Source organism: Cupriavidus sp. U2 (assembly GCF_009663685.2).
Taxonomy (GTDB): Bacteria; Pseudomonadota; Gammaproteobacteria; order Burkholderiales; family Burkholderiaceae; genus Cupriavidus; species Cupriavidus necator_C.
Genome location: NZ_RCOG02000032.1, coordinates 192565 through 218660 on the forward strand (window position 1 = coordinate 192565; position 26096 = coordinate 218660).

At 65.8% G+C, this 26096-nt stretch carries 18 protein-coding genes; 9 read left to right on the forward strand and 9 right to left on the reverse strand.

Translation table 11 applies throughout. The features are described from left to right. Positions 1 to 8: 8 nt before the first annotated feature. From D9X30_RS25175 to D9X30_RS25215, 9 genes are all read left to right on the forward strand, one after another. Positions 9 to 1412 (forward strand): TRAP transporter large permease, encoded by a 1404-nt coding sequence (locus tag D9X30_RS25175; RefSeq protein WP_153947810.1) that lies wholly within the window; start codon positions 9 to 11, stop codon positions 1410 to 1412. Then, positions 1409 to 2512 (forward strand): mandelate racemase/muconate lactonizing enzyme family protein, encoded by a 1104-nt coding sequence (locus D9X30_RS25180; protein WP_153947811.1) that lies wholly within the window; start codon positions 1409 to 1411, stop codon positions 2510 to 2512. Before D9X30_RS25175 ends, D9X30_RS25180 begins: the two co-directional genes overlap by 4 nt. 54 nt (positions 2513 to 2566) lie before the next feature. Continuing rightward, the gene (locus D9X30_RS25185) at positions 2567 to 3322 is read left to right on the forward strand and encodes an SDR family oxidoreductase (RefSeq protein WP_153947812.1); all 756 of its coding nucleotides are present in this window, start codon (positions 2567 to 2569) and stop codon (positions 3320 to 3322) included. Between the two features lie 18 nt (positions 3323 to 3340). Further along, positions 3341 to 4879 carry a UxaA family hydrolase gene (locus D9X30_RS25190; protein WP_153947813.1) on the forward strand — a complete coding sequence of 513 codons (1539 nt, stop codon included), beginning with the start codon at positions 3341 to 3343 and terminating at the stop codon, positions 4877 to 4879. 28 nt (positions 4880 to 4907) lie between these two features. Beyond that, entirely contained in the window at positions 4908 to 6119 is a 1212-nt protein-coding gene (gene manD, locus D9X30_RS25195; RefSeq protein ID WP_153947814.1) for a D-mannonate dehydratase ManD, read from the forward strand. Positions 6120 to 6170: 51 nt separating this feature from the next. Continuing rightward, the gene (locus D9X30_RS25200) at positions 6171 to 7706 is read left to right on the forward strand and encodes a mannitol dehydrogenase family protein (RefSeq protein WP_153947815.1); all 1536 of its coding nucleotides are present in this window, start codon (positions 6171 to 6173) and stop codon (positions 7704 to 7706) included. 150 nt (positions 7707 to 7856) lie between these two features. Beyond that, complete coding sequence (locus tag D9X30_RS25205) at positions 7857 to 9161, forward strand: MFS transporter (RefSeq protein ID WP_153947816.1); 1305 nt, start codon at positions 7857 to 7859, stop codon at positions 9159 to 9161. Positions 9162 to 9167: 6 nt separating this feature from the next. Next, a complete protein-coding gene (locus D9X30_RS25210; RefSeq protein WP_153947817.1) occupies positions 9168 to 10394 on the forward strand; it encodes a metal-dependent hydrolase family protein in 1227 nt (408 codons plus the stop codon). A 243-nt stretch (positions 10395 to 10637) separates the two neighbouring features. Beyond that, positions 10638 to 11540 carry a LysR substrate-binding domain-containing protein gene (locus D9X30_RS25215; RefSeq protein ID WP_153947818.1) on the forward strand — a complete coding sequence of 301 codons (903 nt, stop codon included), beginning with the start codon at positions 10638 to 10640 and terminating at the stop codon, positions 11538 to 11540. Positions 11541 to 11600: 60 nt separating this feature from the next. Here D9X30_RS25215 and D9X30_RS25220 read toward each other — a convergent pair whose 3' ends face one another. The 9 genes from D9X30_RS25220 to D9X30_RS25260 form a co-directional block, all read right to left on the reverse strand. After that, positions 11601 to 12701, reverse strand: coding sequence for a M14 family metallopeptidase (locus D9X30_RS25220; RefSeq protein WP_228770895.1), 1101 nt, complete (start codon positions 12699 to 12701; stop codon positions 11601 to 11603). Between the two features lie 173 nt (positions 12702 to 12874). Then, positions 12875 to 13621: an interleukin-6 family cytokine gene (locus D9X30_RS25225; protein WP_153947819.1), complete on the reverse strand. Its 747-nt coding sequence runs from the start codon at positions 13619 to 13621 to the stop codon at positions 12875 to 12877. Positions 13622 to 13675: 54 nt separating this feature from the next. Next, complete coding sequence (gene tssJ / locus D9X30_RS25230; RefSeq protein WP_153947820.1) at positions 13676 to 14182, reverse strand: type VI secretion system lipoprotein TssJ; 507 nt, start codon at positions 14180 to 14182, stop codon at positions 13676 to 13678. A 25-nt stretch (positions 14183 to 14207) separates the two neighbouring features. Continuing rightward, positions 14208 to 15224, reverse strand: a complete 1017-nt coding sequence (gene tssG, locus D9X30_RS25235; protein ID WP_153947859.1) for a type VI secretion system baseplate subunit TssG — start codon at positions 15222 to 15224, stop codon at positions 14208 to 14210. A 68-nt stretch (positions 15225 to 15292) separates the two neighbouring features. Beyond that, entirely contained in the window at positions 15293 to 17113 is a 1821-nt protein-coding gene (gene tssF / locus D9X30_RS25240) for a type VI secretion system baseplate subunit TssF (protein ID WP_153947821.1), read from the reverse strand. 16 nt (positions 17114 to 17129) lie between these two features. Next, positions 17130 to 18698: a type VI secretion system protein TssA gene (gene tssA / locus D9X30_RS25245; protein ID WP_153947822.1), complete on the reverse strand. Its 1569-nt coding sequence runs from the start codon at positions 18696 to 18698 to the stop codon at positions 17130 to 17132. A 17-nt stretch (positions 18699 to 18715) separates the two neighbouring features. Next, on the reverse strand, positions 18716 to 22231 hold the full coding sequence (locus tag D9X30_RS25250; RefSeq protein WP_228770896.1) for an ImcF-related family protein: 3516 nt from the start codon (positions 22229 to 22231) through the stop codon (positions 18716 to 18718). Next, complete coding sequence (locus D9X30_RS25255) at positions 22231 to 23301, reverse strand: KPHS_23130 family T6SS system protein (RefSeq protein ID WP_502799687.1); 1071 nt, start codon at positions 23299 to 23301, stop codon at positions 22231 to 22233. Before D9X30_RS25255 ends, D9X30_RS25250 begins: the two co-directional genes overlap by 1 nt. A 255-nt stretch (positions 23302 to 23556) precedes the next feature. Further along, positions 23557 to 25896 carry a type VI secretion system Vgr family protein gene (locus D9X30_RS25260; protein ID WP_153947824.1) on the reverse strand — a complete coding sequence of 780 codons (2340 nt, stop codon included), beginning with the start codon at positions 25894 to 25896 and terminating at the stop codon, positions 23557 to 23559. Positions 25897 to 26096 lie beyond the last annotated feature (200 nt).

Here is a 26096-nt window from a genome sequence, read left to right on the forward strand (position 1 = left end):
GCCCGGGCATGTGGATCCTGATTGCTTCGTTCCTGCTGCTGATGCTGGTGGGCATGCCGGTGGCCGTGTCGATGGCGCTGGCCTCGCTGTTCTATATCTGGGCCAGCGGCACCGTGCCCGACGTGATCCTGGCCCAGCGCATGATCGCCGGCGTGGAGAGCTTTCCGCTGCTGGCCGTGCCGTTCTTCATCCTGGCCGGCAACCTGATGAACGTGGCCGGCATCACGGGCCGCATCTACAACTTCGCGGTGGCGCTGGTGGGCTGGATGCGCGGCGGCCTGGGCCACGTCAATATCATCGGCTCGGTGATCTTCTCGGGGATGAGCGGCACGGCCATTGCCGATGCGGCCGGCCTGGGCACCATCGAGATCAAGGCGATGAAGGACCACGGCTACGAGACCGAATTCGCCGTGGGCGTGACGGCGGCATCGGCCACGCTGGGCCCGATCATCCCGCCGTCGCTGCCGTTCGTGATCTACGGGATGATGGCCAACGTGTCCATCGGCTCGCTGTTCCTGGCCGGCATCGTGCCGGGGCTGGTGCTGACGCTGTTCATGATGGCCACCGTGGCGTGGATCGCGCACCGGCGCGGCTGGGGCGGCGACACGGCGTTCTCGTGGAAGCTGCTCGGCTCGGCCACGGTGGAGATCATCGTGGTGCTGGCCTTCCCGATGGCGATCTGGCTGGCCGTGTCGGCCGGCATGTCGACCAACATGGCGGCGATGATTGCCCTGGTGGTGCTGCTGGCGCTGGACTGGTACTTCGACTTCTCGGCCGTGATGGCGCTGATGGCGCCCGTGATCCTGATCGGCGGCATGACGCTGGGCTGGTTCACGCCCACCGAGGCAGCCGTGGCGGCGGTCATCTGGGCCCTGTTCCTGGGCCTGGTGCGCTACCGGTCGATGACGCTGCGGGCACTGGCCCGCGCCACGCTCGATACGGTGGAAACCACCGCGTCGGTGCTGTTCATCGTCACGGCGGCGTCGATCTTCGCCTGGCTGCTGACCACGAGCCAGGCCGCGCAGGCGCTGACCGACGCCATCCTGGGCTTCACGCACAACAAGTGGGTATTCCTGCTGCTGGCCAACGTGCTGATCCTGATCGTCGGCTGCTTTATCGACACCACGGCGGCCATCACGATCCTGGTGCCGATCCTGCTGCCCATCGTGCTCAAGCTCGGCATCGACCCGATCCACTTCGGCCTGATCATGACCCTGAACCTGATGATCGGCCTGCTGCACCCGCCGCTGGGCATGGTGCTGTTCGTGCTGGCGCGCGTGGCCAGGCTGTCGGTGGAGCGCACCACGGTGGCCATCCTGCCGTGGCTGATCCCGCTGTTCCTGACGCTGATTGCCATCACCTACGTGCCCGAGATCACGCTGTGGCTGCCCAACCTGGTAGGCAGCAAATGACGACGATCACGCACGTTGAACTGCTGCAGGTCGATCTGCCACCCCCCGTTGCGCGCTCCGATGCGATCCAGTCGTTCGTCACCCAGGAAACGCCGATGGTGCGCGTGCGCTGCGACGACGGCAGCGAGGGCACGGGCTACAGCTATACGATCGGCACAGGCGGCTCGTCGGTCATGGCGCTGCTGCGCGACCACCTGGCGCCGCAGCTGATCGGCCGCGACCCGGCCCGCATCGAGCAGATCTGGCGCGACCTGCTGTTCAGCACCCACGCCACCTCGGTGGGCGCCATCACCAGCCTGGCGCTGGCGGCCATCGACACGGCGCTGTGGGACTGGCGCTGCCGCCGCGACGGCCAGCCGCTGTGGCTCGCCGCCGGCGGTGCGCAGCAGCGCGTGCCGATGTATTCCACCGAAGGCGGCTGGCTGCACCTGTCGCCCGCCGAACTGGTCCAGGCCACGCTGGCGGCAAGGCAGGCGGGCTTCCAGGGGGTCAAGCTCAAGGTTGGCAAGCCGCATCTGGCCGAGGATCTCGACCGTCTTTACGCGGTGCGCGAAGCCGTGGGCAACCATTTCGCGTTGATGATCGACGCCAACCAGTGCTTCACGTCGGGCGAGGCCATCCGGCGCGCGCCCCACTATGAAGGCCTGGGCCTGTCATGGTTCGAGGAGCCGCTGCCGGCCGACGACCTGTCCGGCCACGTCCGGCTTGCCGCCGCCACCTCCCTGCCGATTGCCGTGGGCGAATCGCTCTATTCCGCTGGCCAGTTCGCCGACTACCTGCGCCAGGGCGCCTGTTCGGTCGTGCAGGCCGATGTGGCGCGCGTGGGCGGCATCACGCCGTGGCTCAAGGTGGCGCACCTGGCTGAGGCCTGCAACGTCCCGATCTGCCCGCACTTCCTGATGGAGCTGCATGTGTCGCTCTGCGCGGCGGTGCCGAACGCCCCGTGGGTCGAGTACATCCCGCAGCTCGATGCCATCACGCACAGCCGCGTGGCGTTTGCCGATGGCCACGCCGTGCCGCCTGCGTCGCCGGGGCTTGGCATCGACTGGGACTGGGCCGCCATCGATCGCCGCGCCAGGGCGCGTGCCACCGTTTCCTGACCTGGCCGGCAAGACTGACAACACAAACCCGCTTGAACCGATAAGGAGCCATCCATGTCGCAACGACTCACCGGCAAGATCGCGCTGGTAACGGCCGCCGGCCAGGGCATCGGCCGGGCCACGGCCGAAGCGTTCCTGCGCGAAGGCGCCCAGGTCATCGCCGCCGACATCAATCCCGAACCCCTGGCGACGCTGGCTGCCCTGCCCGGCTGCCGGACGCTGCGGCTCGACGTCACCGACGGCGCGGCCGTGGACACCGCCGCACGCGAGATCGGCCGCATCCACGTGCTGTTCAATGGCGCCGGCTTTGTCCACCACGGCACCATCCTGGACTGCGACGAGGCCGCCTTCGACTTTTCGATGAACCTGAACGTCCGCGCCATGTATCGCATGATGCGCGCATTCCTGCCGGCCATGCTCGACGCGGGCGGCGGGTCGATCATCAACATGGCCTCGGTGGCCGGCAGCATCAAGGGCGCGCCGAACCGCTTTGTCTATGGCGCCTCGAAGGCTGCCGTGATCGGCATGACCAAGGCCGTGGCCGCCGACTACATCACGCGCGGCATCCGCTGCAATGCGATCTGTCCTGGCACGGTGGAATCGCCGTCGCTACGCCAGCGTATCGGCAACCAGGCCGCCGCCAGTGGCCGCACGCTGGCGCAGGTGGAAGCCGATTTCATTGCCCGCCAGCCGATGGGCCGCATCGGCACGCCTGCCGAGATCGCCGCGCTGGCCGTGTATCTGGCATCGGACGAATCGGCCTTCACCACCGGCACCGCCCAGGTGATCGACGGCGGCTGGTCCAACTGACCCACGGGAGGCGCACGCATGTCCGCACCGGCTGTCATCCGGATCCATCCCGCCGACGATATCGTCATCGCGTGCCGCCAGCTGTTGCCCGGTACGGTGCTGCACCAGGAGGGCGTCACCGTGGCCAGCCTGGTGCCGCCGGGCCACAAGGTGGCCGTGCGCGCCATTGCCGAAGGCGCGCCCGTGCGGCGCTACAACCAGATCATCGGCTTCGCGCGGCAGGCCATCGCGCCGGGCCAGCATGTGCATACCCACAACCTGGCCATGGGCGACTTCGCGCGCGACTACGCGGCCGGCAGCGACGTCCACGACACGGCGAAGGCCACCGCCCCGGCCACGTTCGACGGCATCGTGCGGGCCGATGGCCGGATCGCCACGCGCAACTACATCGGCATCCTGACCTCGGTGAACTGCTCGGCCACGGTGGCACGTGCCATTGCGGACCATTTCCGGCGCGAGATCCACCCCGAGGCGCTGGCGCCCTATCCCAATGTGGACGGCGTGGTGGCGCTGACGCACGGCGCGGGCTGCGCCACCGACAGCGACGGCGAAAACCTGCGCGTGCTGCGCCGCACCCTGGCCGGCTACGCCCGGCATCCGAACTTTGCGGCGGTGCTGGTGGTGGGCCTGGGCTGCGAGACCAACCAGATCGATGCGCTGCTGGCCGAGCCGGGCCTGTCGGCGCTGGCCGAGGGGCCGCGCTTTCACAGCTTCAACATCCAGGACACCGGCGGCACGGCCAGGACCGTCGCGCGCGGCGTGGGCGTGGTGCAGGCGCTGCTGGAAGACGCCAACCGCGTCACACGCCAGCCGGTACCGGCCAGCCACCTGATGGTGGGGCTGCAGTGCGGCGGCTCCGACGGCTATTCGGGCATTACCGCCAATCCGGCGCTTGGGGCGGCCGTGGACCTGCTCGTGGCGCAGGGCGGCACGGCGATCCTGTCGGAAACGCCCGAGATCTACGGCGCCGAGCACCTGCTGACGCGCCGCGCGGTGTCGGCGGCGGTGGCCGACCGGCTGATTGCCCGCATCCGCTGGTGGGAGGCCTACACCGCCCGCAACGCCGGCAGCATGGACAACAACCCGTCGGCCGGCAACAAGGCCGGCGGGCTGACCACCATCCTGGAAAAGTCGCTGGGCGCCGTGGCCAAGAGCGGCACCACCAATCTGGTGGATGTCTACGAATTTGCCGAACCGGTGCGCGCGCACGGGCTGGTCTTCATGGACACCCCGGGCTACGACCCCGTGTCGGCCACGGGCCAGGTGGCGGGCGGCGCCAACCTGATCTGCTTCACCACGGGCCGGGGATCGGCCTATGGCTGCGCGCCGTCGCCGTCACTGAAGCTGTCCACCAACAATGCGCTGTGGCAGCGCCAGTCGGAGGATATCGACATCAACTGCGGCGACATCCTGGAAGGCGAATCGACCATCGCCGACAAGGGCGCGGCCATCTTCCGGCTGATGCTGGAAACCGCCTCGGGCCGCCGCACCCGCAGCGAGCAGCACGGCTACGGCCAGAACGAATTCGTGCCCTGGGCGCTTGGCGCCGTGATGTAACCCACCCCCCGCATTGCCGGAGACCTGCATGAAGATCACCAACGCACGCGTTATCGTCTGCTGCCCGGGACGCAACTTCGTCACGCTCAAGATCGAAACCGACCAGGGGCTGACCGGCATCGGCGACGCCACGCTCAACGGGCGCGAACTGGCCGTGGCCAGCTATCTGGAAGACCACGTCGTCCCGTGCCTGATCGGGCGCGACGCGCACCAGATCGAGGACATCTGGCAATACCTGTACCGCGGCGCCTACTGGCGGCGCGGCCCGGTGACGATGAGTGCGATTGCCGCCGTGGACACGGCGCTGTGGGACATCAAGGCCAAGGCCGCCAATCTGCCGCTGTACCAGTTGCTGGGCGGCAAGAGCCGGACCGGGGTGATGGTCTACGGCCACGCCAACGGCAGCGACATCGGCCACACCGTGGAAGAGGTGCTGCGCTACAAGGAAATGGGCTACAAGGCGATTCGCGCGCAGTCCGGCGTGCCGGGGCTGAACAAGGTGTATGGGGTGTCGCGCGACCGGCTGTTCTACGAGCCGGCCGACGCCAACCTGCCCTCCGAACACGACTGGAGCACCGAACGCTACCTGGACCACACGCCGAAGCTGTTCGACAAGGTGCGCGAAGCGGTGGGCCCCGACATCCACCTCCTGCACGACGTGCACCACCGGCTGACGCCGATCGAAGCGGGCCGGCTGGGCAAGTCGCTGGAGCCGTTCCGGCTGTTCTGGATGGAAGACGCCACGCCGGCCGAAGACCAGCGCGCGTTCCGGCTGATCCGCCAGCACACGGTCACGCCGCTGGCCGTGGGCGAGATTTTCAACAGCATCTGGGACTGCAAGGCCCTGCTGGAGGAACAGCTGATCGACTATATTCGAGCCACGGTCGTGCATGCCGGCGGCATCACCCATTTGCGCCGTATTGCCGACTTCGCGGCACTGCACCAGGTGCGCACGGGCTGCCATGGCGCGACGGACCTGTCACCGGCCTGCATGGGGGCGGCACTGCATTTCGATATCTGGGTGCCCAACTTCGGCATCCAGGAATACATGCGCCATACCGAGGAGACCGACGCCGTATTCCCGCACGCGTACACGTTTCAGGACGGCATGATGTACCCCGGCGACGCACCGGGCCACGGCGTGGACATCGACGAGACGCTGGCCGCGAAGTATCCGTACCAGCGCGCCTACCTGCCGGTGAACCGGCTGGCGCACGACGGCACGCTGTGGCACTGGTAGCGCGGCGGGTGGCGATCAAGGTTGAGCGCAAGGCCTGACAAGGAGACCACGATGAGCGATATCGAACAGCTGCCGCGTCTGCATCCTGCGCGGCTCGGCGCGCTGCCGCCCGACGTGCGGCGTCCCGGCTATGCGCGCGACGCCCTGCGGGCGGGCATCGTTCACCTGGGGATCGGCGCCTTCCATCGCGGCCACCAGGCCGAGATCACCGAAGCCGCCATCGCGGCCATGGGGGAAGACGGACTGCGCTGGGGCATCATCGGCGTGTCGCTGCGCCGGCCCGACACGCGCGACGCACTCAAGCCGCAGGAAGGCCTGTACACGCTGGCCCTGCGCAGCGCCACCGCCGAAACGCTGCAGGTCATCGGGGCCGTGCTCGGCGTGCTGGTGGCCGAGGAAGACCCCGAGATCGTGCTGGACCGCATCGCCCATCGCGACACCCGCATCGTCAGCCTGACCGTCACCGAGAAAGGCTATTGCCACGATCCCGCCACCGGCGAGTTGAACCGGGCCGACCGCGACATCGTCGAGGATCTGTCCGCCGTATCGCACCCCGTGACCGCCATCGGCTACCTGGCGCTGGGCCTGCAGCGGCGCATGCAGCGCGGCCTGGGCCCGGTCACGCTGCTGTCGTGCGACAACCTCGCCAGCAATGGCGATACGCTGCGCCGCGTGCTGCTGGCCTTCTGCGCAGAGATCGACCCGGCGCTGCACGACTGGGTGGCGGCGCGCTGCACGTTCCCCAACACGATGGTGGACCGCATCGTGCCCAAGACCACCATCGACGACGTGGCGCATGTCTCGTCGGCGCTGGGCCTGTACGACGCGTGGCCCGTGGTGGGCGAGCCTTTTTTCCAGTGGGTGATCGAGGACCGCTTCGCGGCGGGCCGCCCCGCATGGGAAGCCGGCGGCGCCCAGTTCGTGGCCGAGGCCCGGCCGTTCGAGGTGCTCAAGCACCGGCTGGTCAACGGCAGCCAGTCGATGATGGCGTACCTGGGCGTGCTGGCCGGCTGGGCCACCACCGACCGTGTGATCGCCCAGCCCGCCGTGCACGCGTTCATTTCGGACACCATGGCGCGCGAAACCCAGCCCACGCTGCCGCCGCTGCCGGGGCTCGACGTGGACGCCTATCGCGCCAGCCTGCTGCCGCGCTTCACGAACCCGGCGCTGGGGCACCGCACGCGCCAGATCGCCATGGACGGGTCGCAGAAGATCCCGCAGCGGCTGCTGGCGCCGATCCGCGACCGCATTGCCGCCGGCCAGCCGTTTCCGCGCCTGGCGCTGGGTGTGGCCGCGTGGCTGCACTTCCTGCGCGGCTACGACGAGGCCGGCAATGCCTTCCCGATCGAAGACCCGCTGGCGCAGCCGCTGGCCGCCGTGATGGCCGACGCCGCGCGCCAGACCGAAAAACTGTTCGATGCCCGCACACGCGAGCAGACGCGCGTACGGACCATCGCCGGCTTTGCGCCCGTGTTTGGCGACCTGGGCCAGTCGGCGGTGTTCGTGGACAGCGTGGCCACGCAGCTGGAACTGCTGTGCGCGCACGGCGTGACGGGTGCCCTGACGCGCGTCAACAGCACCGCCTAGCCCGACGCCAGCGCAGGCCGCGCATGCGCTGGCGTCATGCCAGCATGCGCAGATATCGTTTCTCTCTCTTGCCGCGGCGCCCCTACCATCGGCCAGAGCCCGTCATAAAAGGGCTTCCCAGCGTCCTGCCAAACAGGGAGAGAGAGAGACATGCAAGCCAGCGCCCCCGCCTTTGCGGAGACCGTGCCCCAGATCGGGGCCAGTCAACGCCGCCGCGCCATCATCGCCACGGTGATCGGCAACGGCCTCGAATGGTTCGACTTCACGGTGTACAGCTTCTTCGCCGTGATCATCGCCAAACTGTTCTTCCCCACCGGAAACGACCTGTCATCGCTGCTGCTGGCCGTGGCCACGTTCGGCGTGGGGTTCTTCATGCGGCCCGTGGGCGGCATCATCCTGGGCGTCTACGCCGACCGTGTGGGCCGCAAGGCGGCGCTGTCACTGACCATCCTGCTGATGGCCGCCGGCACCACGCTGATCGGCATCGCGCCCACCTACGACCAGATCGGCGTGTTCGCCCCGCTGCTCATCGTCATCGCGCGCCTGATGCAGGGTTTCTCGGCCGGCGGCGAGATGGGCGGCGCCACGGCGTTCCTGACCGAGTACGCGCCCGAGCGCCAGCGTGCCTACTACTCAAGCTGGATCCAGGCCAGCATCGGCGTGGCCGTGCTGCTGGGTGCCGCCGTGGGCACCTTCGTCACCGCGTCGCTGAGCCCCGAGGCGCTCAACAGCTGGGGCTGGCGCCTGCCGTTCCTGATCGGCATGATCATCGGCCCGGTCGGCTTCTATATCCGTCACAACCTTGAAGAGACGCCCACGTTCCAGGCGACCACCGACAAGACCGATTCGCCGCTGAAGGAAGTGCTGCGCGACTATCCGCGCCAGACCGCCGCGAGCTTCTCGATGGTGATCCTGTGGACGGTGTGCACCTACGTGCTGCTGTTCTACATGCCGACCTACGCCGTCAAGGTGCTCAAGGTGCCGCAATCGACCGGCTTTATCGCCGGCATGGCCGGGGGCATGGCGATCATGGTCTTCGCGCCCATCGTCGGCATGATGGCCGACCGCCTGGGCCGCCGCGGCCTGCTGTCGGGCGCCGCCGCGCTGATCTTCGTGCTGGCCTGGCCGATGTTCGCCTACATCAACCACGCGCCGGGGCTGGGTTCGCTGCTGGTGTTCCAGATTGTCTTCGGCGTGCTGATTGCCGCCTACACAGGCCCGATCCTGGCCGCGTTTGCCGAACTGTTCCCGGCCAAGGTGCTGTCCACCGGCCTGTCGGTAGCCTACAACCTGGCCGTGACGATCTTCGGCGGCTTCGCGTCGTTCTTCATCACGTGGCTGATCGCCAGCACGGGCAGCGCCATGGCCCCGGCCATCTACGTGATGATCGCGGCGGCCATCAGCTTCTGCGGCACGCGCCTGGTGCGCGAGCCCGCCTACCTGCAATCGAAGTAATTGAAGATGACCCAGATCCTGCTTCAGGGCGGCAACGTCCTCGACCCCGTGCGCGGCGCGCTGCTGCCGCGCCATGATGTGCTGATCGACGGCGAGCGCATCGTTGACGTCAGCGCCACGCCGATCCACGCGCCCCAGGCCCGCGTGATCGACGTCACTGGCAAGACCGTGATGCCGGGCCTGATCGACCTGCACGTGCACGTGCTGGCGTCGCTGGCCAACCTGGGCCTGAATGCGGTGCAGCCGAACGTGCTGGTGGCGTTCCGCGCCATGCCGATCATGCGCGGCATGCTGGAACGCGGCTTCACCACCGTGCGCGATGCCGGCGGCGCCGACTGGGGTCTGTCGCAGGCCGTGGCCACGGGGCTGATCCCCGGCCCGCGCATCTTCCCGTCCGGCAAGGCGCTGTCGCAGACGGGCGGCCACGGCGACTTCCGCCCGCGCTCGGACACGCTGGAGCCGTGCTCTTGCGCGTTCCGGGCCGGCGCGATCGCCCGCGTGGCCGACGGCGTGGACGCCGTGCGGCTGGCCGTGCGCGAGGAAATCCAGAAAGGCGCCACGCAGATCAAGATCATGGCGTCGGGCGGCGTGGCATCGCCCACCGACCCCATCGGCAACACCCAGTACAGCGAAGACGAGATCCGCGCCATCGTGGCCGAGGCCGAGGCCGCGCAGACTTACGTGATGGCCCACGCCTACACGGGCCGGGCGATCACCCGCGCGATTCGCTGCGGCGTGCGCACCATCGAGCATGGCAACCTTGTCGATGCGGCGGCCGCCCGCGTGATGCGCGAGCACGGCGCCTACGTGGTGCCGACGCTGATCACCTACGACGCCCTGGCCCGCGACGGCGCGCGCCTGGGGCTGCCAGCCGACTCCGTGGCCAAGATCGAAACCGTGCGCCAGGCCGGCCGCGACTCGCTGGCCATCTACGCCGAAGCCGGCGTACCGATGGGCTTCGGCTCCGACCTGCTGGGCGAAATGCACCAGTACCAGTCCGAGGAATTCCGCATCCGCGCCGAACTGCTGGGCAACGCCGAGGCGGTACGCTCGGCCACATCGATCGCCGCCGAGATCCTGCAGCGCGACGGCGAGCTTGGCGTGATCAAGGCCGGCGCGATCGCCGACGTGCTGGTGGTCGATGGCGACCCGCTGCAGGACATCGAGGTACTGGCCGGCCCCGCGTCGCGCATCGAACTGGTGATGCAGGCGGGCAAGATCCATCACGCTTGAGGCCACGAAAAGCCCACCCTCTCCCCCGCCCCTCTCCCGCACGCGGGAGAGGGGAGCAAACCGTTGGGGGCTGCAATGCCTGCCGGTTGTCTCCCCTCTCCCATGTATGGGAGAGGGGCCGGGGGAGCGGGCACGGCAGTGCAAATCGAGCCCCTCGCGTCTCGAGACGCCCCCGTCCTCCCCCCTCTGGCACAAGGCTTGCGACTATCATTGGCATCGTCACCTGCCCATGACAAGCCCCCGATGCGCATCACCCCCCTTCCCCCATTGCCCTGCCTGGTCGCTTTCGAATCCGCGATGCGGCACGGCAGTTTCACCAAGGCCGCGGCCGAACTCCATCTCACGCAAAGTGCCATCAGCCGCCAGGTGGCCCAGCTTGAGCGATTCCTGGGCAAGAAGCTGTTCGTGCGCGAGCCGCGCGCGTTGCGGCTGACCGTCAGCGGCCAGCAGTACGCCGAGCAGGTGCAGCGGCTGCTGGTGCGCTGCGCCGAAGCCACCGAGGACGTGATGAAGCGCAAGGGCCAGGTCGAACTGACCGTGGCCTGCTCCTCCGGCGTGGCCGTGCTCTGGCTCACGCCGCGCCTGGCAGCCTTCCGGGCCCGGCATCCGGATTTTCATGTGCGGCTGGTGGTCAACGACAGCCTGGCGTCGCTGTCGGGCACCGATTTCGACGTCGGCCTGTATTACCTGCGCGAAGGCGCGCCCAGCGGCATTGCCGCGCAGCGTCTCTACGACGAGGAAGTGTTTCCGGTCTGCGCGCCGTCGTACCTGGGCGGACGGGCGCTGAAGGTGTCGGACCTGCCCAGGGAATCGCTGCTGGTGCTGGAGGATGCCCAGCGCATCTGGATGTCGTGGCCGGCCTGGTTCGCGCGCAACGGCTTGCGTGAAACCCGCTTCGAGCGCGAGCTGGTGGCCAATACCTACCCCGTGCTGGTGCAGATGGCCATCGAAGGCCAAGGCATCGTGCTGGCGTGGCGCCATATGATCGACCGATGCCTGGCGGCGGGCCTGCTGGTGCGCGCCTGCGACGCCAGTGCGTCGCTGGGCGGCGGGTACTACGTGGTCTGGCCGCGCGACCGGGCCGAACCGGCGGCGGCGCGAGCGTTCCGTCAATGGCTGATCGAGGAAAGCGACGCCGGGGCCTAGGTCCGGTCGGGCATCGGCATTTTCCAGGGACGGACGAACGACGCCCCTGACAGTGGCCGGCTACGGGGCGGAAGCGAGAGCCTTGCGCACGGCGTCGGTCACCTGCGCCACCACGCTCTCGCGCCAATCGTCGGTATCGCCATAGAATGCGTTCCATACCGTCTGCTTGATCAGGGCGCGCTGGTTCTCGTCGGCCTCTGGATGCAAGTACAGCCAGTGATCGCCGCGCAGTGCGTCCAGCACTTCGGCCAGCGGCAGCGTGCCGAATTCGAGCGCAATGCCGGCATAGTCGATGGACGGCAGGGTCTGTGGCACCGCCTGCCACGCCAGGCCCGTCAGGTTGGCCGAGGTTGACGAACCGTCGTAGATTGATGTGACGCTGCGGCCCCAGATGGCACGCGTCCTGGCCAGCGGCTCGGGCGCGTCCGGCCCCATGTAGATCGGTTCGCCATAGCCCCACGGGCCCAGGCCGGTATGCACGTCGATCCAGCGCAGCACCGTGCGGCCCGCGCCAAACCGGGCCAGGATGCGCCGCAGCGTGTAATTGCTCCAAGTGGCCTTGTGGCCGCCGAAGAACATGCCGGCGGCGTCCTGGTACTGGCCCGCGCTGACCGCAGCCTGATACCAGTCCATCCCCTTCTGGGCCACGGTCGTCATCAACGCCGTTTGCGCGTCGCAGGACGGCGGCCATTGTGCCGGCAGCAGCAGCGGCGCCACTTCGGCATAGGCCGGGTTCAGCGGCAGCGGCCGGTCGAAATCCATGAAATTGCGATTCAGATCGACGTTGTCCTCGTTGACGCGGCGCAGGTGCGAGAACCCATAGGGGTTCACGGCATGCACGAACATCAGCGCCCAGCCGGCGCGGCGGCAATCGGCATGCAGGGCGGTATCGTGCAGCATGGCCACCTGGGCGCCCGATCCGCAGTAGCCTTCGGCGCCGTGCGTGCCCGATGTCACCATCAGCACGCGGGTCGCGTCGGATGCGCCGAGCCAGGCGACGTCCATGGCCAACGTCTCGCCGTCACGGCCCACTTCGGTCGGATGGGGAAATTCGGTCAGCGTGGCGCCGCAACCATGGGCGGCATCGAGAAACTTCTGGCGGGCTTCGGCATAGCTGCGCGCGAACTGGCGCGCAACGGGCGACATCGGACTGGCAGGCATGGCGGGGAGTTGGCCTAGGCCGGGTGAAGGTACGCCCAATGTAACGCCAATCGGCCGTCCGATGCCAGCGTCTTGCATGCGGGGGCCGGAACGGCCTGCGAACGGCCTGCGAACGGCCTGCGAACGGCCTGCGAACGGCCTCGGAACGGATTCAGGACCGATGCAGGAGCGATTCAGAACAGTTCGCCCGGCCCGCCGGGCGCGCCTTCCTTCGGCCAGGCGGAACGGAACGCATGCGGATGCATGACGATGCCGGCCGCCTCGATCTGCGCGGCGGACAGCACCAGATGTCTGGCCAGCCAGTCATGCAGGCTGCGCAGAAAACGTATGCGATCCTCGCGATTGGCGCTGGCCGTCAGCCATTCCAGCTTGGTGTGCGCGGTGTACACATCGAGCAGGTTCAGCGCCTTGAGCTTGGGCGGCGTGGCGGCGCTGCGTTCGATCGCCAGCACGCGCTGCACCTGGGCATGCGTCAGCGGCCGGCCGGCCATGATCTGCTGGTACAGGTCTTCCAGCGCTGGAAACCGCACGGTCGGCTGCACGCGCGGCACGCCGGCCACCTTTTCCATCCGCAGCACCACATATCGCGTGGCGAAGTTGCGGCGCTGCAGCTCCAGTTCGGCCGCCGTGGGCTTGCGGCGCGGCAGATCGGCAAACGCGGCGTCCACGCGCTTGACCGCGTCGCGTTCGGTGTAGTCCGGCACCTGGTCGAGCATGCCCGGCACGGCAAGCGCGGCGCGCGCGCATTCCAGACCAAACGGGTATTCATGGCCATCGGGACCGCGCAGGATCCAGGCATGGCCTTCCGGAAAGCCATGGTGGCGGCCACCCAGGGCGCTGCGCGCGTGGCAGCGGGTGGCGGACGGATCGACAAAATCCTTGCGGACGGGAATCCAGCTCCCGGGCAGGGGTGGGGTCATGAGGCAGTGCGGGTGGGGAAATCGGCCGCTATTGTCCCACTGTTTCAGCGGCTGCTAAGTCATTTCGAGCGTATTGCCACGCACCTCGATCCTGACCGGATCGCTTTTCTTCCATTGTTTTCGCGGGATGACGAGTTTCCACACCGCATCGCCGCCGGTGTCGCGGAAGAACGCCACCACGCCAACGTATTCGCTGCCGTCCTTCATCGGCTCGCTGATGCTGGCGGCTGCGCCCGGGCGCAGCACCACGTCCCCCGTGGCCAGCAGGTCCGGCTTCAGCCATTCCAGGTCATTGGCCTGCAGTTGCTCGTAGGTCGACTGCTCGAACCGCTGCGCGTCCTTGAGCTGATAGAACCGCACGACCGTCGACAGCGACTTGCCGGCGGCATCGGGATTCACGGACGCCCGGCCGGCGAGGTCGATGTTCATGGTCTTCACCTGGCTCGTGAACGCCCATTTCGCCGCGTCCACGGTGCCGTCCTTGACCGCCTGCCCCACTCCGCATCCAACCAGCCCGGCGCTGGCCAGCGCGACCATTGCACTGCGCTTCAGACATCGCATCGTGCCCTGCCTCCTATCCCATACGTTAAGAAATGGCTTGCGCTGGGCGCATGCCATGGTGCGTGGTTCGGTGGCCCGTCCACGTTCCAAGCTGCACGCGGGTCAGCCTGCCTCCAGCCGTAGCGGGCCGTTGCGCGTCTTCGACGCACGGAAGCTGAATCGAGTAGCCCAGCCTGGCATCCCCGGCATTGAGCCGGGGCGCGGGCATCAGTGCGGGCTGCACGTGCATTTCCAGGCACGCCTGGACCGTGTATCCAAGATAGAAGCCCAGCAACGCCAGCACTGCGCGATGCATCGCCCCACCCGGCAGCAGCCCGAGCACCGCCTCGCCGGTCTGCGGCACCAGTACGACGCGGACGGTATTGGTCCGATCCACGAAGCCGCGCCCCAGCACGCAGTGGTCGCCAAGCGGCTGGGCGCGCTGCGCGTCCTGGTCGCGCGGGTCATCGAGGCGAACCCAAACCGGGTAAAACTCCTCCACCTTGACCCAGGTATCCGGCACGGCGTGCCGCAATACGCCGGCCAACCCCTCGGCCGTGCGTGTCCGCTGGCCGGCGAGGCCCAGCATCGACAACAGCTTTGGCGTTTCTACGATTCGTCGTACGTCCGGCTCGCCGATGCCCAGGCCCACCAGGCTCAACAGACATTGCGAAATCTTGTCGCGCCCCTCGCGCCGGAAACCAACCGGATACCGGTACTTGCTTGCCACACGGTAGAACTGGGTGACCATCCGGTGATGGAACAGGTCCAGAAACGCGGCCAGGGGCTCGGCCCCATCGCGACGCTGCGCAATTTCATCGACGAAATACGATGGCATGAACGCATCCACGCCGTATAGCCCGATAAAGGTCGTTCGCACCGTGGGCACGTCACCCAGCCCGCCGGCATCCTGCTCGACCGCCGCCATCTCGCGTCCCGGAAAGCCAAGCTGCGCCGCAGACCGGAACCGCACCGGATCATCGGCGAGCCGGTTCGTGGAGCCCAAAGGGGGGTGATCGGGGGCCGCCAGCTCGATCAGTTCGCAAAAGCGTAGGAAATTCATCCGGGGCGCATTGGCCAGCACCGCAGCCAGCAGCCGTCCACCGGCCTTCGCGTGGGATTCGACCTGCCTCAAAATGGCGCTCCTTCGGCCTTGCTATCGGGCCAAACCAGCCGAGCGCCATCCGGCTGGGCGATGATTACCAGGCGCGTATACAGGTTCAGCGTGGCGTAGAGCGACAGGAACGCATGCAGCATGTCGCCAAACAGCGCCAGATCGCCATCGCCCGCAAAGCGGGTCCGGTCAACCGTGACCGCGATTTCGACGCCACGCAGCAAACCGCCCTTGACCAGCTTGCGCAGCGGCCGGTGTTGCACGGCGGTGATGGCGCCGATCCGGCGCCGGTTCATTTCGCCATCGGTCCAGTCATAGAGCGCCAGCGACCCGCGCAGCATCTCGGCATCGAGCAGCGACAGGTAGTTCGGCGCCAGATGCGACAGCACGCGCCAGTGGAACCTGTCGCGCGTCGGCGGATAGACCGGCAAGGTCGGGGCGGTCAGGTTCCGCACCGCGCTGACGTGGGCAAAGCCGCTGCGCATGCGGCGGATGCCGGCCTGTCCAAGCGCCTTGCGCGGCAGCATGCCATTGGTGCCCGTCACCGACAGCGACAGCGTCTCCTCGGGCAGGCTGTCGTGCTGTTCCCACGCATGGCCGCCCAGCACGAGCCACGTATCGAAGCGGCCCGATGGCCCGCGCCGCACGCGGGTGTGGAAGTACCGTTCCGGCATCTCGTGACGCAACATGCCGCCGCGATGACGGAACGCGGCGAACGGCGCATACTCGAAGCGCCCGCCCGTCGCCGCCTCGAAGCCCCGCACGGTGTCCACCGAATAGACTTCGACGTGCCAGCCGTGCCGCTCGGTGGCCCGCACGCGATACTCGGATTCCCGGTGGGTCACGGAAACGGGGTCCGCCTCCAGTTCGAACAGGTTGATGACCGGCGTGCAGTACAGCCGGAAGTTGTCGGCCGATACCCGCAGGTCGGCGGGCAACGCCTTTTCCAGGACAACCTCGACATCGAAGTGATCGACACCGGGCGGGATCGCCTTCAAGTCCAGGCCAACCAGATCCACGAACATGAACTTCTCGGGAAACGTGAAATACTCCAGCAGCAGCTGGTAGCCGCCGAACGCATTGTCCGGCTTCGGCCAGAGCCGTTCGCCGGCACCCAATCCCGCCGGTTCGATGCGCAGCCCCGCCATGGGCTGCGCGGCACCGGGCCGATCTGCAGGGAACCCCGGGACGCGTACCTGGACCGCCACCGGCGGCGCCGTCAGCGCGGCCCGCATCGCCAACGCCAGCGGCCGGTCGGCATGCAGGTATATCCGCAGGCGCGGCACCTCGAACGGCTCGCGCGTGGCCGGCCCCTCAAACGCCATCCGCAACCGCACGACCGAGCGTCCGTCCTCGCGCGTATCGATCCCGGCATCGGTCAGCCGCAGCGGATACAGATCGACGGCCTGCGTGGTCCGGTAGATGCACTCGACCTGGCCCGTGCCGTCGCGGCCGTTCTCCACGGCAATCGGATCGGACAGCACCTCCAGCCCGGCAGGCAGCACTTCGTGGCGATGCAGCCCGGCCGGCTCTGGCGTCAGTTCCAGGATCGAGAGCGACGGGATCATCCGCAGGTAATGCGGCCACAGCATGCTCACCAGGCCCTCCGTCATCTCGGGCAATTCGTCGTCGAGCTTTTGCCGCAGCCGCCCCATCAGGAACGCGAATCCCTCGAACAGGCGCTCGACATGGGGATCGCGCTCCCCGACCCGATCGATGTTGAGCATGCGGGCGCGGTCCGGAAACGCCTGCGCAAACTCCTTGCCGGCATCGCGCAGATAGCGCATCTCGGCTTCGTAGTAACGCAGGATGTCATTGTCTTGGGCGGAATGGCTCATCGTTTCAGCGTCGTTGTCATGCCAGGGTCAGGGTCCGTGCCGGGTCGATGGCGGTCAGCTCGCCCAGCAGCACATCGATGCGATGCGCCAGCACGGGCTTGTTCGCGTCCTTGCGCAGAATGCGCGACTTGAGCAGCCGTAGCCGGTGCTGCTTGACGTCGAAGGCCAGCGCCGGTTCCCAGGCCGCCAGCTGGAACCGCTGCGCGTCCTGGTCCAGTACGGTCAGCAGGTGCGCGGCGATATCCGCCCGGTCGGCCCGTTCGGCAACCCTTGCCATGACCAACTGCCGGACAAAGCGTTCACGCTCGCCGCCGCGCGCCGGCAAGCCCTGTAACCACGACAAGGCCGCTTCGATGCCCCGCTCCCCAGCCATGTCGATGGCCTGGGCCTTCATTTCGGTCCAGTCGGTCCTGGCCTCGGACACCACGGCGGGTGCGATCGGACCACCGCGCTCCAGATCACGTACCGTGGCATGGCGACCGATCCATTCCAGCGTGGCGTCGTCCGCGAACGGCGTGCCATCGGAGAAAGACAGCTGGTCCAGCCCCGGCAGCCGCTCCAGCAACAAGGCACAGTCCGTGGCCAGCAGGTCTCGCACGGCCGCGTATGGCCCGGCGGCCTGCTCCTGGGCAACAAACGCGTAGCACTGCAGATCCAGCCAGCAATGGTTCGCGCCTTCCGCGAAGGCCTGCTCCACGCGTTCGAGCAATTCCGGCCATTGCTTCTGCAGGGACAGCCGCTTCAGGTGCGCCCGCAACTCCGCGCGCGGCGCTGCCAGCCGGGTGCGACCGCTGGCATCGTGAGGCGGCACCTCGACCAGGACATCCCAGCGCACACACCGTATCAGCCGGTAAGCGGCCAGATATCCGTCTGGCTGCTCGCGCAGGAAACGCGCCATCTGGCGGGCACGGTCCAACAGTTCCCGTGCCGACGTCACCGCGCCGTATGTCAGCGACTCGGGTGCGTCCACTGGCTTGACCGACCGGTCGTCGCTTGGCTCCAGTAACGGGTTTTCCATCCGGCTCTCGAAGCGCCGGCACAGACCCTCCAGCGCCGGACGGCCGGTATCGGACCATTGCGCGGTCCGCGCCTGGATCAACGCCAGCGCCGAAAGCGTACGCGCCAGGGAGTCCCCGGTCAGTCCATGCACGCGATCCAGCCTGTCGGCGAACGTCGTGCCCGCCAGCCATTCGAGCGCCGCCTTGCGCGATTCCTCGCGGGCGGGCAGCAGCTGGTTGCCGAAGCGATCGATCAGCGCCGACAACAGCTCGAATCCTGCCGCTACGCCCTCCGCGCCATCGCGACGCATGCGACCGTACAGGTAGTAGACCGCCAGCCGTACATCCTTGGCATGGGTTTTCAGCAACCGCTCGGACAACTCCACGATCAGGGTGTCGTCGACGCCGGACAGCTTGGCTACCTCGTCCTTGATGACAAGGAATTCGTCCTCATAGCCTGGATCGTCGCCAACCGGCATCTCCGGGCGAATGTCCTGCAGCCATGGTTCCCATTGCGCCTGCGTGGAGGGTACGAGCGCCAAGGGCGTGTCGGCGCCGAACAGCGCCTTGAGTAGTTGATTGAACATACGGCGAGTCGAATTCGTCAGTGGGATGCCGTCGCACTGGCCTGCGCCAGCGAATGCCGCCCGGAATCGGCAAAGATCCGAGACGGCAGCACAAAGCCTCGCAAGGCCAGCAACTCAAGCGGCCCATGACCCGCCTCTGTCCGCATCTGGTAGCGGATGGGATACGCCATCGCGGCCGACACCGGCGTATGGGCTTCGCGCGCGGTCAGGCTATCGGGGGCGGCAGTCACTGCCTGCTTGTCCGCAGCGCCAGTATCAGGCGCACCCTGCCATGTCAGCTGGAACGTTGCGCTGTCGATGGGCTCGACATCCGCGCGCTCCAGCATCCTGATCCATCCCCAGCGCCCGTCGAATTCATAGTGCTTGTTCGTCCCGGCCGTCTCGGTCTGCCACTGCAGGCGCGTGCCCGGCGCCTGAAGATTGTTGGCCGGCCACCGTGTGGCATGCCACGCTTCGCGCTGGTTGAAATAGTGAAGCGTCTGGCCGTCCACGGTCATCAGGGTGTCAGTCAGGCCCGGCGTCGGGATCGGCTTTAGCGCAAACTGAAACTGCGGTTCGCCTTGCACCAGCAGTCGGGACCCAATCCGCTGCAGAGCATTGATCCCCTTGAGGAAATTCGGATCAAATTTCAGCCCTTCCGCATCCGCCGCGACGGGCACCCATTGGTCGCCCTGCAGTTCCAGCACGCCGGCAAGCTGACTGCCCAGGAAGGCATGGATCAATCCGTCCCTCGGCCGCAGAAAGCGCGCCAGTTCTGGCAGCGAAGCGTCATTCTCGGTCGACGCAAATGGATAGCGCCCTGCGAACGCCCTCCCCCAGGCCATCGCGATGTGTTGACGCCATGCCTCGTTCAAACTGGCCTGGGCCGGCCGCAGGACAGCCTGTGCGGCCTGCGCAACCGGCCGCACGAACAGCGCCTCGCCCATGCCGGCCCATTCGGCGCCAAGGCTGGCGGCCATCAACTGCGCATAGGCCTGCGTGTCACCGAGTTCCGACCCCTTGCCCTGAAATAGCGCTTGCGCCAGCTGCCGTGCCTGCCCATCGCCATCGCCGCTTTGCGTGATCTGCTGCAGCCGCAGGCGCAACGCCGTCGCACGATCGAAGTATCGCTGCAGGCTCAGATCGCCACTGCCGACCGGCACACTCGACCCACCCGCCCCCGGCTGACCGGCAAGTCGCAACACCGGTCCAAACGCCGCATCAAGCGGCCCGTTCGCTCCCTCGGCGCTCGCCCCTTCTGCCTTCCCGCCAAGGATGGCCTTGGTCTTGTCGACCAGCGCCTCGGCCAACGAAGCCTTCTGCACCCCGGCCCCGCCCTGGTACGCCAGCGCCTTCATCAACGCAACAACGGGCGACTGACGCGCATCGGTCAGCTGTTTGAGTTGGGCAATCGACGCCGGCAACGTCGGGGCCGCCTCCCATTGCAACGCGTTCATGAAGGCCTGCCAGTGCTCGGCATAGTCGGCGAAGTATTGCGCAGTCAGCGCGACACGCATCGCATCGGCGGAGTCACGCCCCTCCGTCTTGCCGAAGCCAGCCTGACCGTCTGCCCCATCGTCGGACAACACCCAGTCCGCGGCAATATCCCGCCGCTTGGCGGCAGCATCGATCGCGTCCGCGACATAACCTTCATACGCCTGTCGCGTAAAGACGCCCGGCACCACCGCCGAGGATCGCAAAAGGCCACGCGTATCGGTGCCGGCGGCAAGCTGCGCCAACGTCAGGTCCGGATACTTGCTGCCGACACCATCGAGGATGCCCCGGTAGAGCGTGTCCTGCGCATTGGTCTGCCCGATGACGGCCAGCAAGGTCCTGCGGGCGCCGGCGACCAGATCCTCTCGCGCGTCAATCTTCCAGGCTTCGTTCGTTTTCAGGTGCCGCGCATAGAAGTTGGCCAGGCGCTCGGCCATGTCCATCCTTTCACCCGGCGTCACGCGCGCACCGGTGGTCCAGTGTGCCGCCATCTGCGCCGCAAGGAAATCGGGCTCGACGCGAGCCGGATTCGCCATCATCAGATACGCCTTGAGCGTGTCGCGACCGGCCATCGCCCAGCGAGTAGTCTGATCGTCGAGTTGTGTCGTCCGAAGTTGGGAAAGGTCCGCGAGAGAGGCTTCGAGGTCGTGCTGGACGGGGGTGATCAGAAGCTGACGAGCGGCTCGGCCGTAGGGTATCCGTAACGCAGCGAGGATTTCGGCGTCGCGGTTGAGGGTGGCGCGGGCCCACCAACTCGAGTGATTCGATATGCGCTGCTCGTAAACATCAATTTGGTGTTGGAGCGAAACCAAAGACCTGAGCTTGTCCGCAGGACTTGTGGAGCGATGAATACCTTGAATCGCACCTGAGGCCATACTCAGACTTCTTGAACTTTGCATGCCTGAGACCATCATCACAGAAGTCCAGGCACAAATCCCTGCGATGGCAATCGCAAGAAAAACGTCTACTCGACGTACTCCTATTGAGCGGACACAAAATGCCCTTGACTGCGCACCAATCTCCCGCCATACCAGTGACAATGAAGACGAACAGTTCCGGCCGTCATCGGAATCCGCATGACTCGACCCAGGCTGTCCTGCCAGGGTGAACACCGCACCGCTCAAACGCCCTTTCACCCAATCTGACGCTAGCCATATTTTGGAAAAGCGCGCAAGCATTCCGCACATTGAGCCCACGACAGCCGAAAGCTTGACAGCCCCTGATCGGTCGATGATGCTCCGCGCATAGATGGCGTCAAGTGCCTGCCGACGTTCCAGCGAATCCAGCGCACGGGCAACCTGATGGTTAGCCTCCTCGGTACTATCTTGCAACCGCCCCCGAAAGAAGACGCCCGCAAGCTCGCATCGCCCTGATTGACCCTGCGCTACCGACGGACATAGAAGAACAACCGGGAAGCTCCAACGAAGTTCTTCCTCCATCGCAGCCAACCTCCGTAGCACATCACTCTCTTTGTCGAGACCGTCACCCTCGGCGACCACATATACCAGTGCATCGATCGGCCGACGCGGGCGCGCCGTCAGGATCTCTTTCCGCCACAGGATCGCATCCACACCGATTGGCGTTGCATGGACTAGAACCGTATCCTTTGCATCGACAATGCCGACTGCATCTAGTCCCGGCGCAATTGTGTTGATGGTCCTGTCGTCGCCACACAACAGTAACCACGGCGCGCGACGTCGCCAACCTATTCCGTGCCTCCCTCGCAAGGCCCTTTGCACGGATCGAAGTTCCGTCCACGGTGTCGGCCCCGATGCTTCGCCCCCTTTCGTTTTCGACGACGTCAAAATTTCTGGCCTGGGCGACAATACCGTTGACTTCAATCTGGCTATCAGAAGGACGACCGCTTGCAGATGCTTCAAGAAAATCAGCCCGACCAGAAAACCACTGAATAGGCATAGCTCGATGATCGCTATCTGTTCAGCTGGTTTTTCATAACGCAGCAAGACCGCCCCAGCCGTGAACGCTACAACGATATACAGAATGAATAGAGCAACGCCGAGATATAGCATCGCGGACTTCCCTTGCGGTCTCTCCTTCATTATTGATTCCTGCAAACGAGGGAGACAATGCCGCTCCCATGTTGAGCAACGATAAGTTGCGGTAGCGCCAGGCGCTCAGCGTTTTCCAATGCATGAATGGCGGCGAGCCATGGACTAGCGTCACCGCAATTCCCGAGCATCGCGTCAAGATCCCTTTTCCTTACGCCGTCCCCAAGCATCTTATTGAGCTGTTGGCATGCTTCTGTCGAAAGTCCTTGCATCCATACCGTCTCGACTTGGTCCACGGCAGTTCGTCCCCACTTCGCGGCCAGATCCACCGTCCGAGGCATCGAATCCACCGGGCCACGTCCTGGTCGATGAATGTGCAACGCTGACTTAAGGTCCGCTGATCGGTCCGATGCATCTGTGCGGCGAAGCAGCATCGCTGCGGCCCCTTCTGAATGCCCACATTCCATGCCGTCGCTTATGGCGTCTCGAAGTTGAACCACAACAACAAGTTTCGCTTCATTCACTGCCATGCTGTCGTGCCATTGCTCCAGCTCCAATATGCCGAAGCTGCCCGCACAGGGTGTCACACGCACGATCAAGCCACGGGCTTTTGACGACAATAACGCCTCCAGCTCTTGGCAAGTCTCTTCAGGATCGACACGTGCAGCGAGCCGAAGCCGAACATCCAGTTCGCATCCCGAAGGTAATGCACAAAGACCGCCTGCGATTTCACGGACCAGGCCTGCAAAGAGCCACGCGCAGATTTCGCGATGGCGTACGTGTTCACCCAGTACATTACTAGGGTAGAACGGACGATTCGGTATCCTCAGTGCGCGTGGCGCGGGAACGACTCGGTCCGTCGTATCACGACCTGGTGCATGATCATGTGGATCGGCACCGAGATCGATGCGAACGGCGCGCGCCATCTCCTCCGTGGGGGCACGCTGGGCATGACCGATCACCGCGAGGGGTCTGCTGGCTCGATCATGGAAATCCTCCTCAATTTCGTCTCGCACTTCGTTTTCCACAACCGCCTGGCTGCAGGCAAGATGCCCTAGGCCTAGTCGCAGGGATAGGGCGAACAGCCAGCACGCAACCGAGTACCCGATACCCCTACCCATAGCGTCCACTGCTCGGACTCTGCTTGCCACCAAAGAAGGCCGGCAATACTAGTACCAACGGCGACAAATATGACAAGCAAGGCTCCCCACCGCCAAGCGCATATTCGGGGCGGCTTCGGAACAACGACACGTGGCGGTACCCTAGCGAAATCAATAGGCATCAACTCACCAACAGCTTCAAAATCTCTCTTTAAGGTTCAGACGACAAGCATGGGAACAAATGGCCAGGCAGCAAAGCTCGTGTGGCATCCGTTCCTATTCCGAGAATCCGAACCGCCCGCTGTATTTGACGCCTTCCGGCGGAGTTCTTGACCAACCCGGGAACGAAACGCCGCTCCCAGCCGCACCCTCGATACGCATCTGTCCTTTCACCTCCACCGCTCCCGCGGGACTGGCCAAGATGACTCTGCCCTTGCGAACCTCGATGTACGCGCCAGCACCATCCGATAGCCGGATGCCCTGCGACGCGGCAAGGGTCAACTTTCCCTCCGACGAAGTGATAGCAATATCCTTCAACGCCATCAGGTCCAAACCATCGCCTTGGGCTTGTATTTCCACCTTTCCTTTCGATGCAAAAATTCGAATACCAAGCTTTGCAGCAAATAGAGAGATCGCTTCGCCTGCGGCGACAGACATCCGCTTTAGGACACCTACGTCGAAACCGCCACCTGCTGTCAAGAAAACGTGTTCACGCGCGGCAATTTGCAGATCGCTACCGGTAGCCAGGCCTACCCCATGTGGAGCCGTCGCGACCAGACAGGCCTTCTGCAGGCCTAGCAGCCGTTTTTCGACAAGAGCACGCTGCCTGTCTACTTCAGCTGCCCAAGCCTTCGCAGCGTTTGCGGATTTCGAAAGCGATTGCAGGACCTCCGTGGCCTGCCTGAAGGTTTCCGCCACGTCGTCCATGTCGAGTTGCTTGCCTACCGCATTCGGCTGGTCTGCAGCGGTCAGATATAGACCCTTGCCACCACGCAGCGCCCCGAACTCGGACGTCCTGAGTTCGAAGCCGGATCCTCGTTTCTGCCTTTCCCGGTCGACCAAATAGCCAAGATTCAGTTGAGTCCGCCATCCGTACTCGGTCGACAGCTTGATCCCCTCATGCCCCTCCCAGTCCTCGAAGCGCAGCTTGTTGTTGCGCTGCGTCCGGATCACGTTGCGCGATTGCCAGCCGTCCCGGCCGATGATCAGGTCGGGCTTGTGGCTGTTGTGCAGCGCGTGGGCGATATAGGGGCGGTTCGGGTTGCCGTCGTGGAAGCCGATGGCGACCTCGGTGCCTTCCAGCAGCGGGAAGTGGAAGCCGGTCTGCACGGCGCCGGCGAACGGCTTGGCCAGCCGCAGCGGTACGCTTTCCTGGCCATTCGGCCATTCGTCGAAGTCGAGGTCGAAGCGGACTGTGTAATGGCCGTCCTGCGTCAGGTAGGCATATTTGTATTGGCCCGGCGAGGTGACGCGACCGCTCAGCGTGCCGGCGATGCGCGGCCATTTCGTGTCGTCGACCGGCAGACGGAAGCGCCGGTCCGACGGAATCGCCTGATAGGTGTTCCGATAAGCCTGATCGCGGGCGCCCGTGTGGATGACTTCGGTAATGACCTGACCGTTCGGCGCATCCGGCAGCGTCGCATCCATGCGCAGGATGCGCGCCGGGCGCAACGCCAGCACGTTGCTTTCACCCTGGTAGACGACCTGGCTGGCGATGGCCGCCTCGTGGCGCAGCAGCGCCTCCCACTTCGCGCCGGCCATATCCAGATGATGGGTGCCATGGACGTATGGCTCGCCATAAGTCGTCCGATCCTTGTATGCAATGTTGGCGTCGGCCTTGAGCCGCTCGTAGGCGTGCGCGGGGTTGTAGTCCGATGCCAGGACCGATCTGGCGACGGTTCTCGTATTAGTACGAATGGCGAAGACCGCTTCGGTGCCCGACTCCAGCCCGGCCGTCTCCCGATAGGGCACCCGCAGTTCCGGCTGATAGATGTAGTGATCGATGTCGTCCCCGAACACCACAATTTCGCCAAATTTCCCGGGCGCAAAGTAGCAGTACATGCCTTCCTGCTCCATCAGCAGGCGGACGTAGTCCCAATCGGACATCTGGTACTGCAGACGGAACTTGTGCTCGGGATACTCGCGCCGTAGCCGGAAAGCGAATTGATGGCCCTCGAGATCATGGCTGCGCAGGATGGCCTCGATGATCTGCGGTGCGGTCTTGTGCTGATAGACACGGCTGCGCGGCGTCAGCCGCAGGCGCGTCACCAGCGGCTCCACGACCATCTCGTAACCATGGAAGTCGCGCGTCTGGCGGGTCTTGGAGAACGCCGGAATCCAGCCCGCAAAGCGGCGCGGCTCGCTGCCGTCGCCGGGGTCGACGACGAAGGTGGCCGGTCGATTCAGGTAGTCGGCACGATCCAGTTCCAGCGGATGGGTCAGCTGGACGGTGACCTCATAAGGCTTGCCGAGTGTCTCGACGGCCTTGAACGAGACCACCGACAGCGCGATGGCGGTGGGGGCGGCGGGGACTTCGAGGCGGTAGGACTGATTTCGGATCAGCCCTCCGACGAACCCCACCGCCGCTTGTCCCACCTGCATCGATTCATCCGCCATGGTCCTCCACTCCCGTTGCAGCGAGGTCGCCGCATGATCGTTCGCGTCGCAGTGCCGCACGCAAGATGCCGCACGCTACCGGGAATTCATGATTGGAGAAACCGTTGAGATCGTCTTTTCTGACCCACTGCAAGCTGCCTTCTGCTACCTCTCAATTTTCGCAACTCTGCGATGTACGACACCGATGGTGCAGTGCTAAA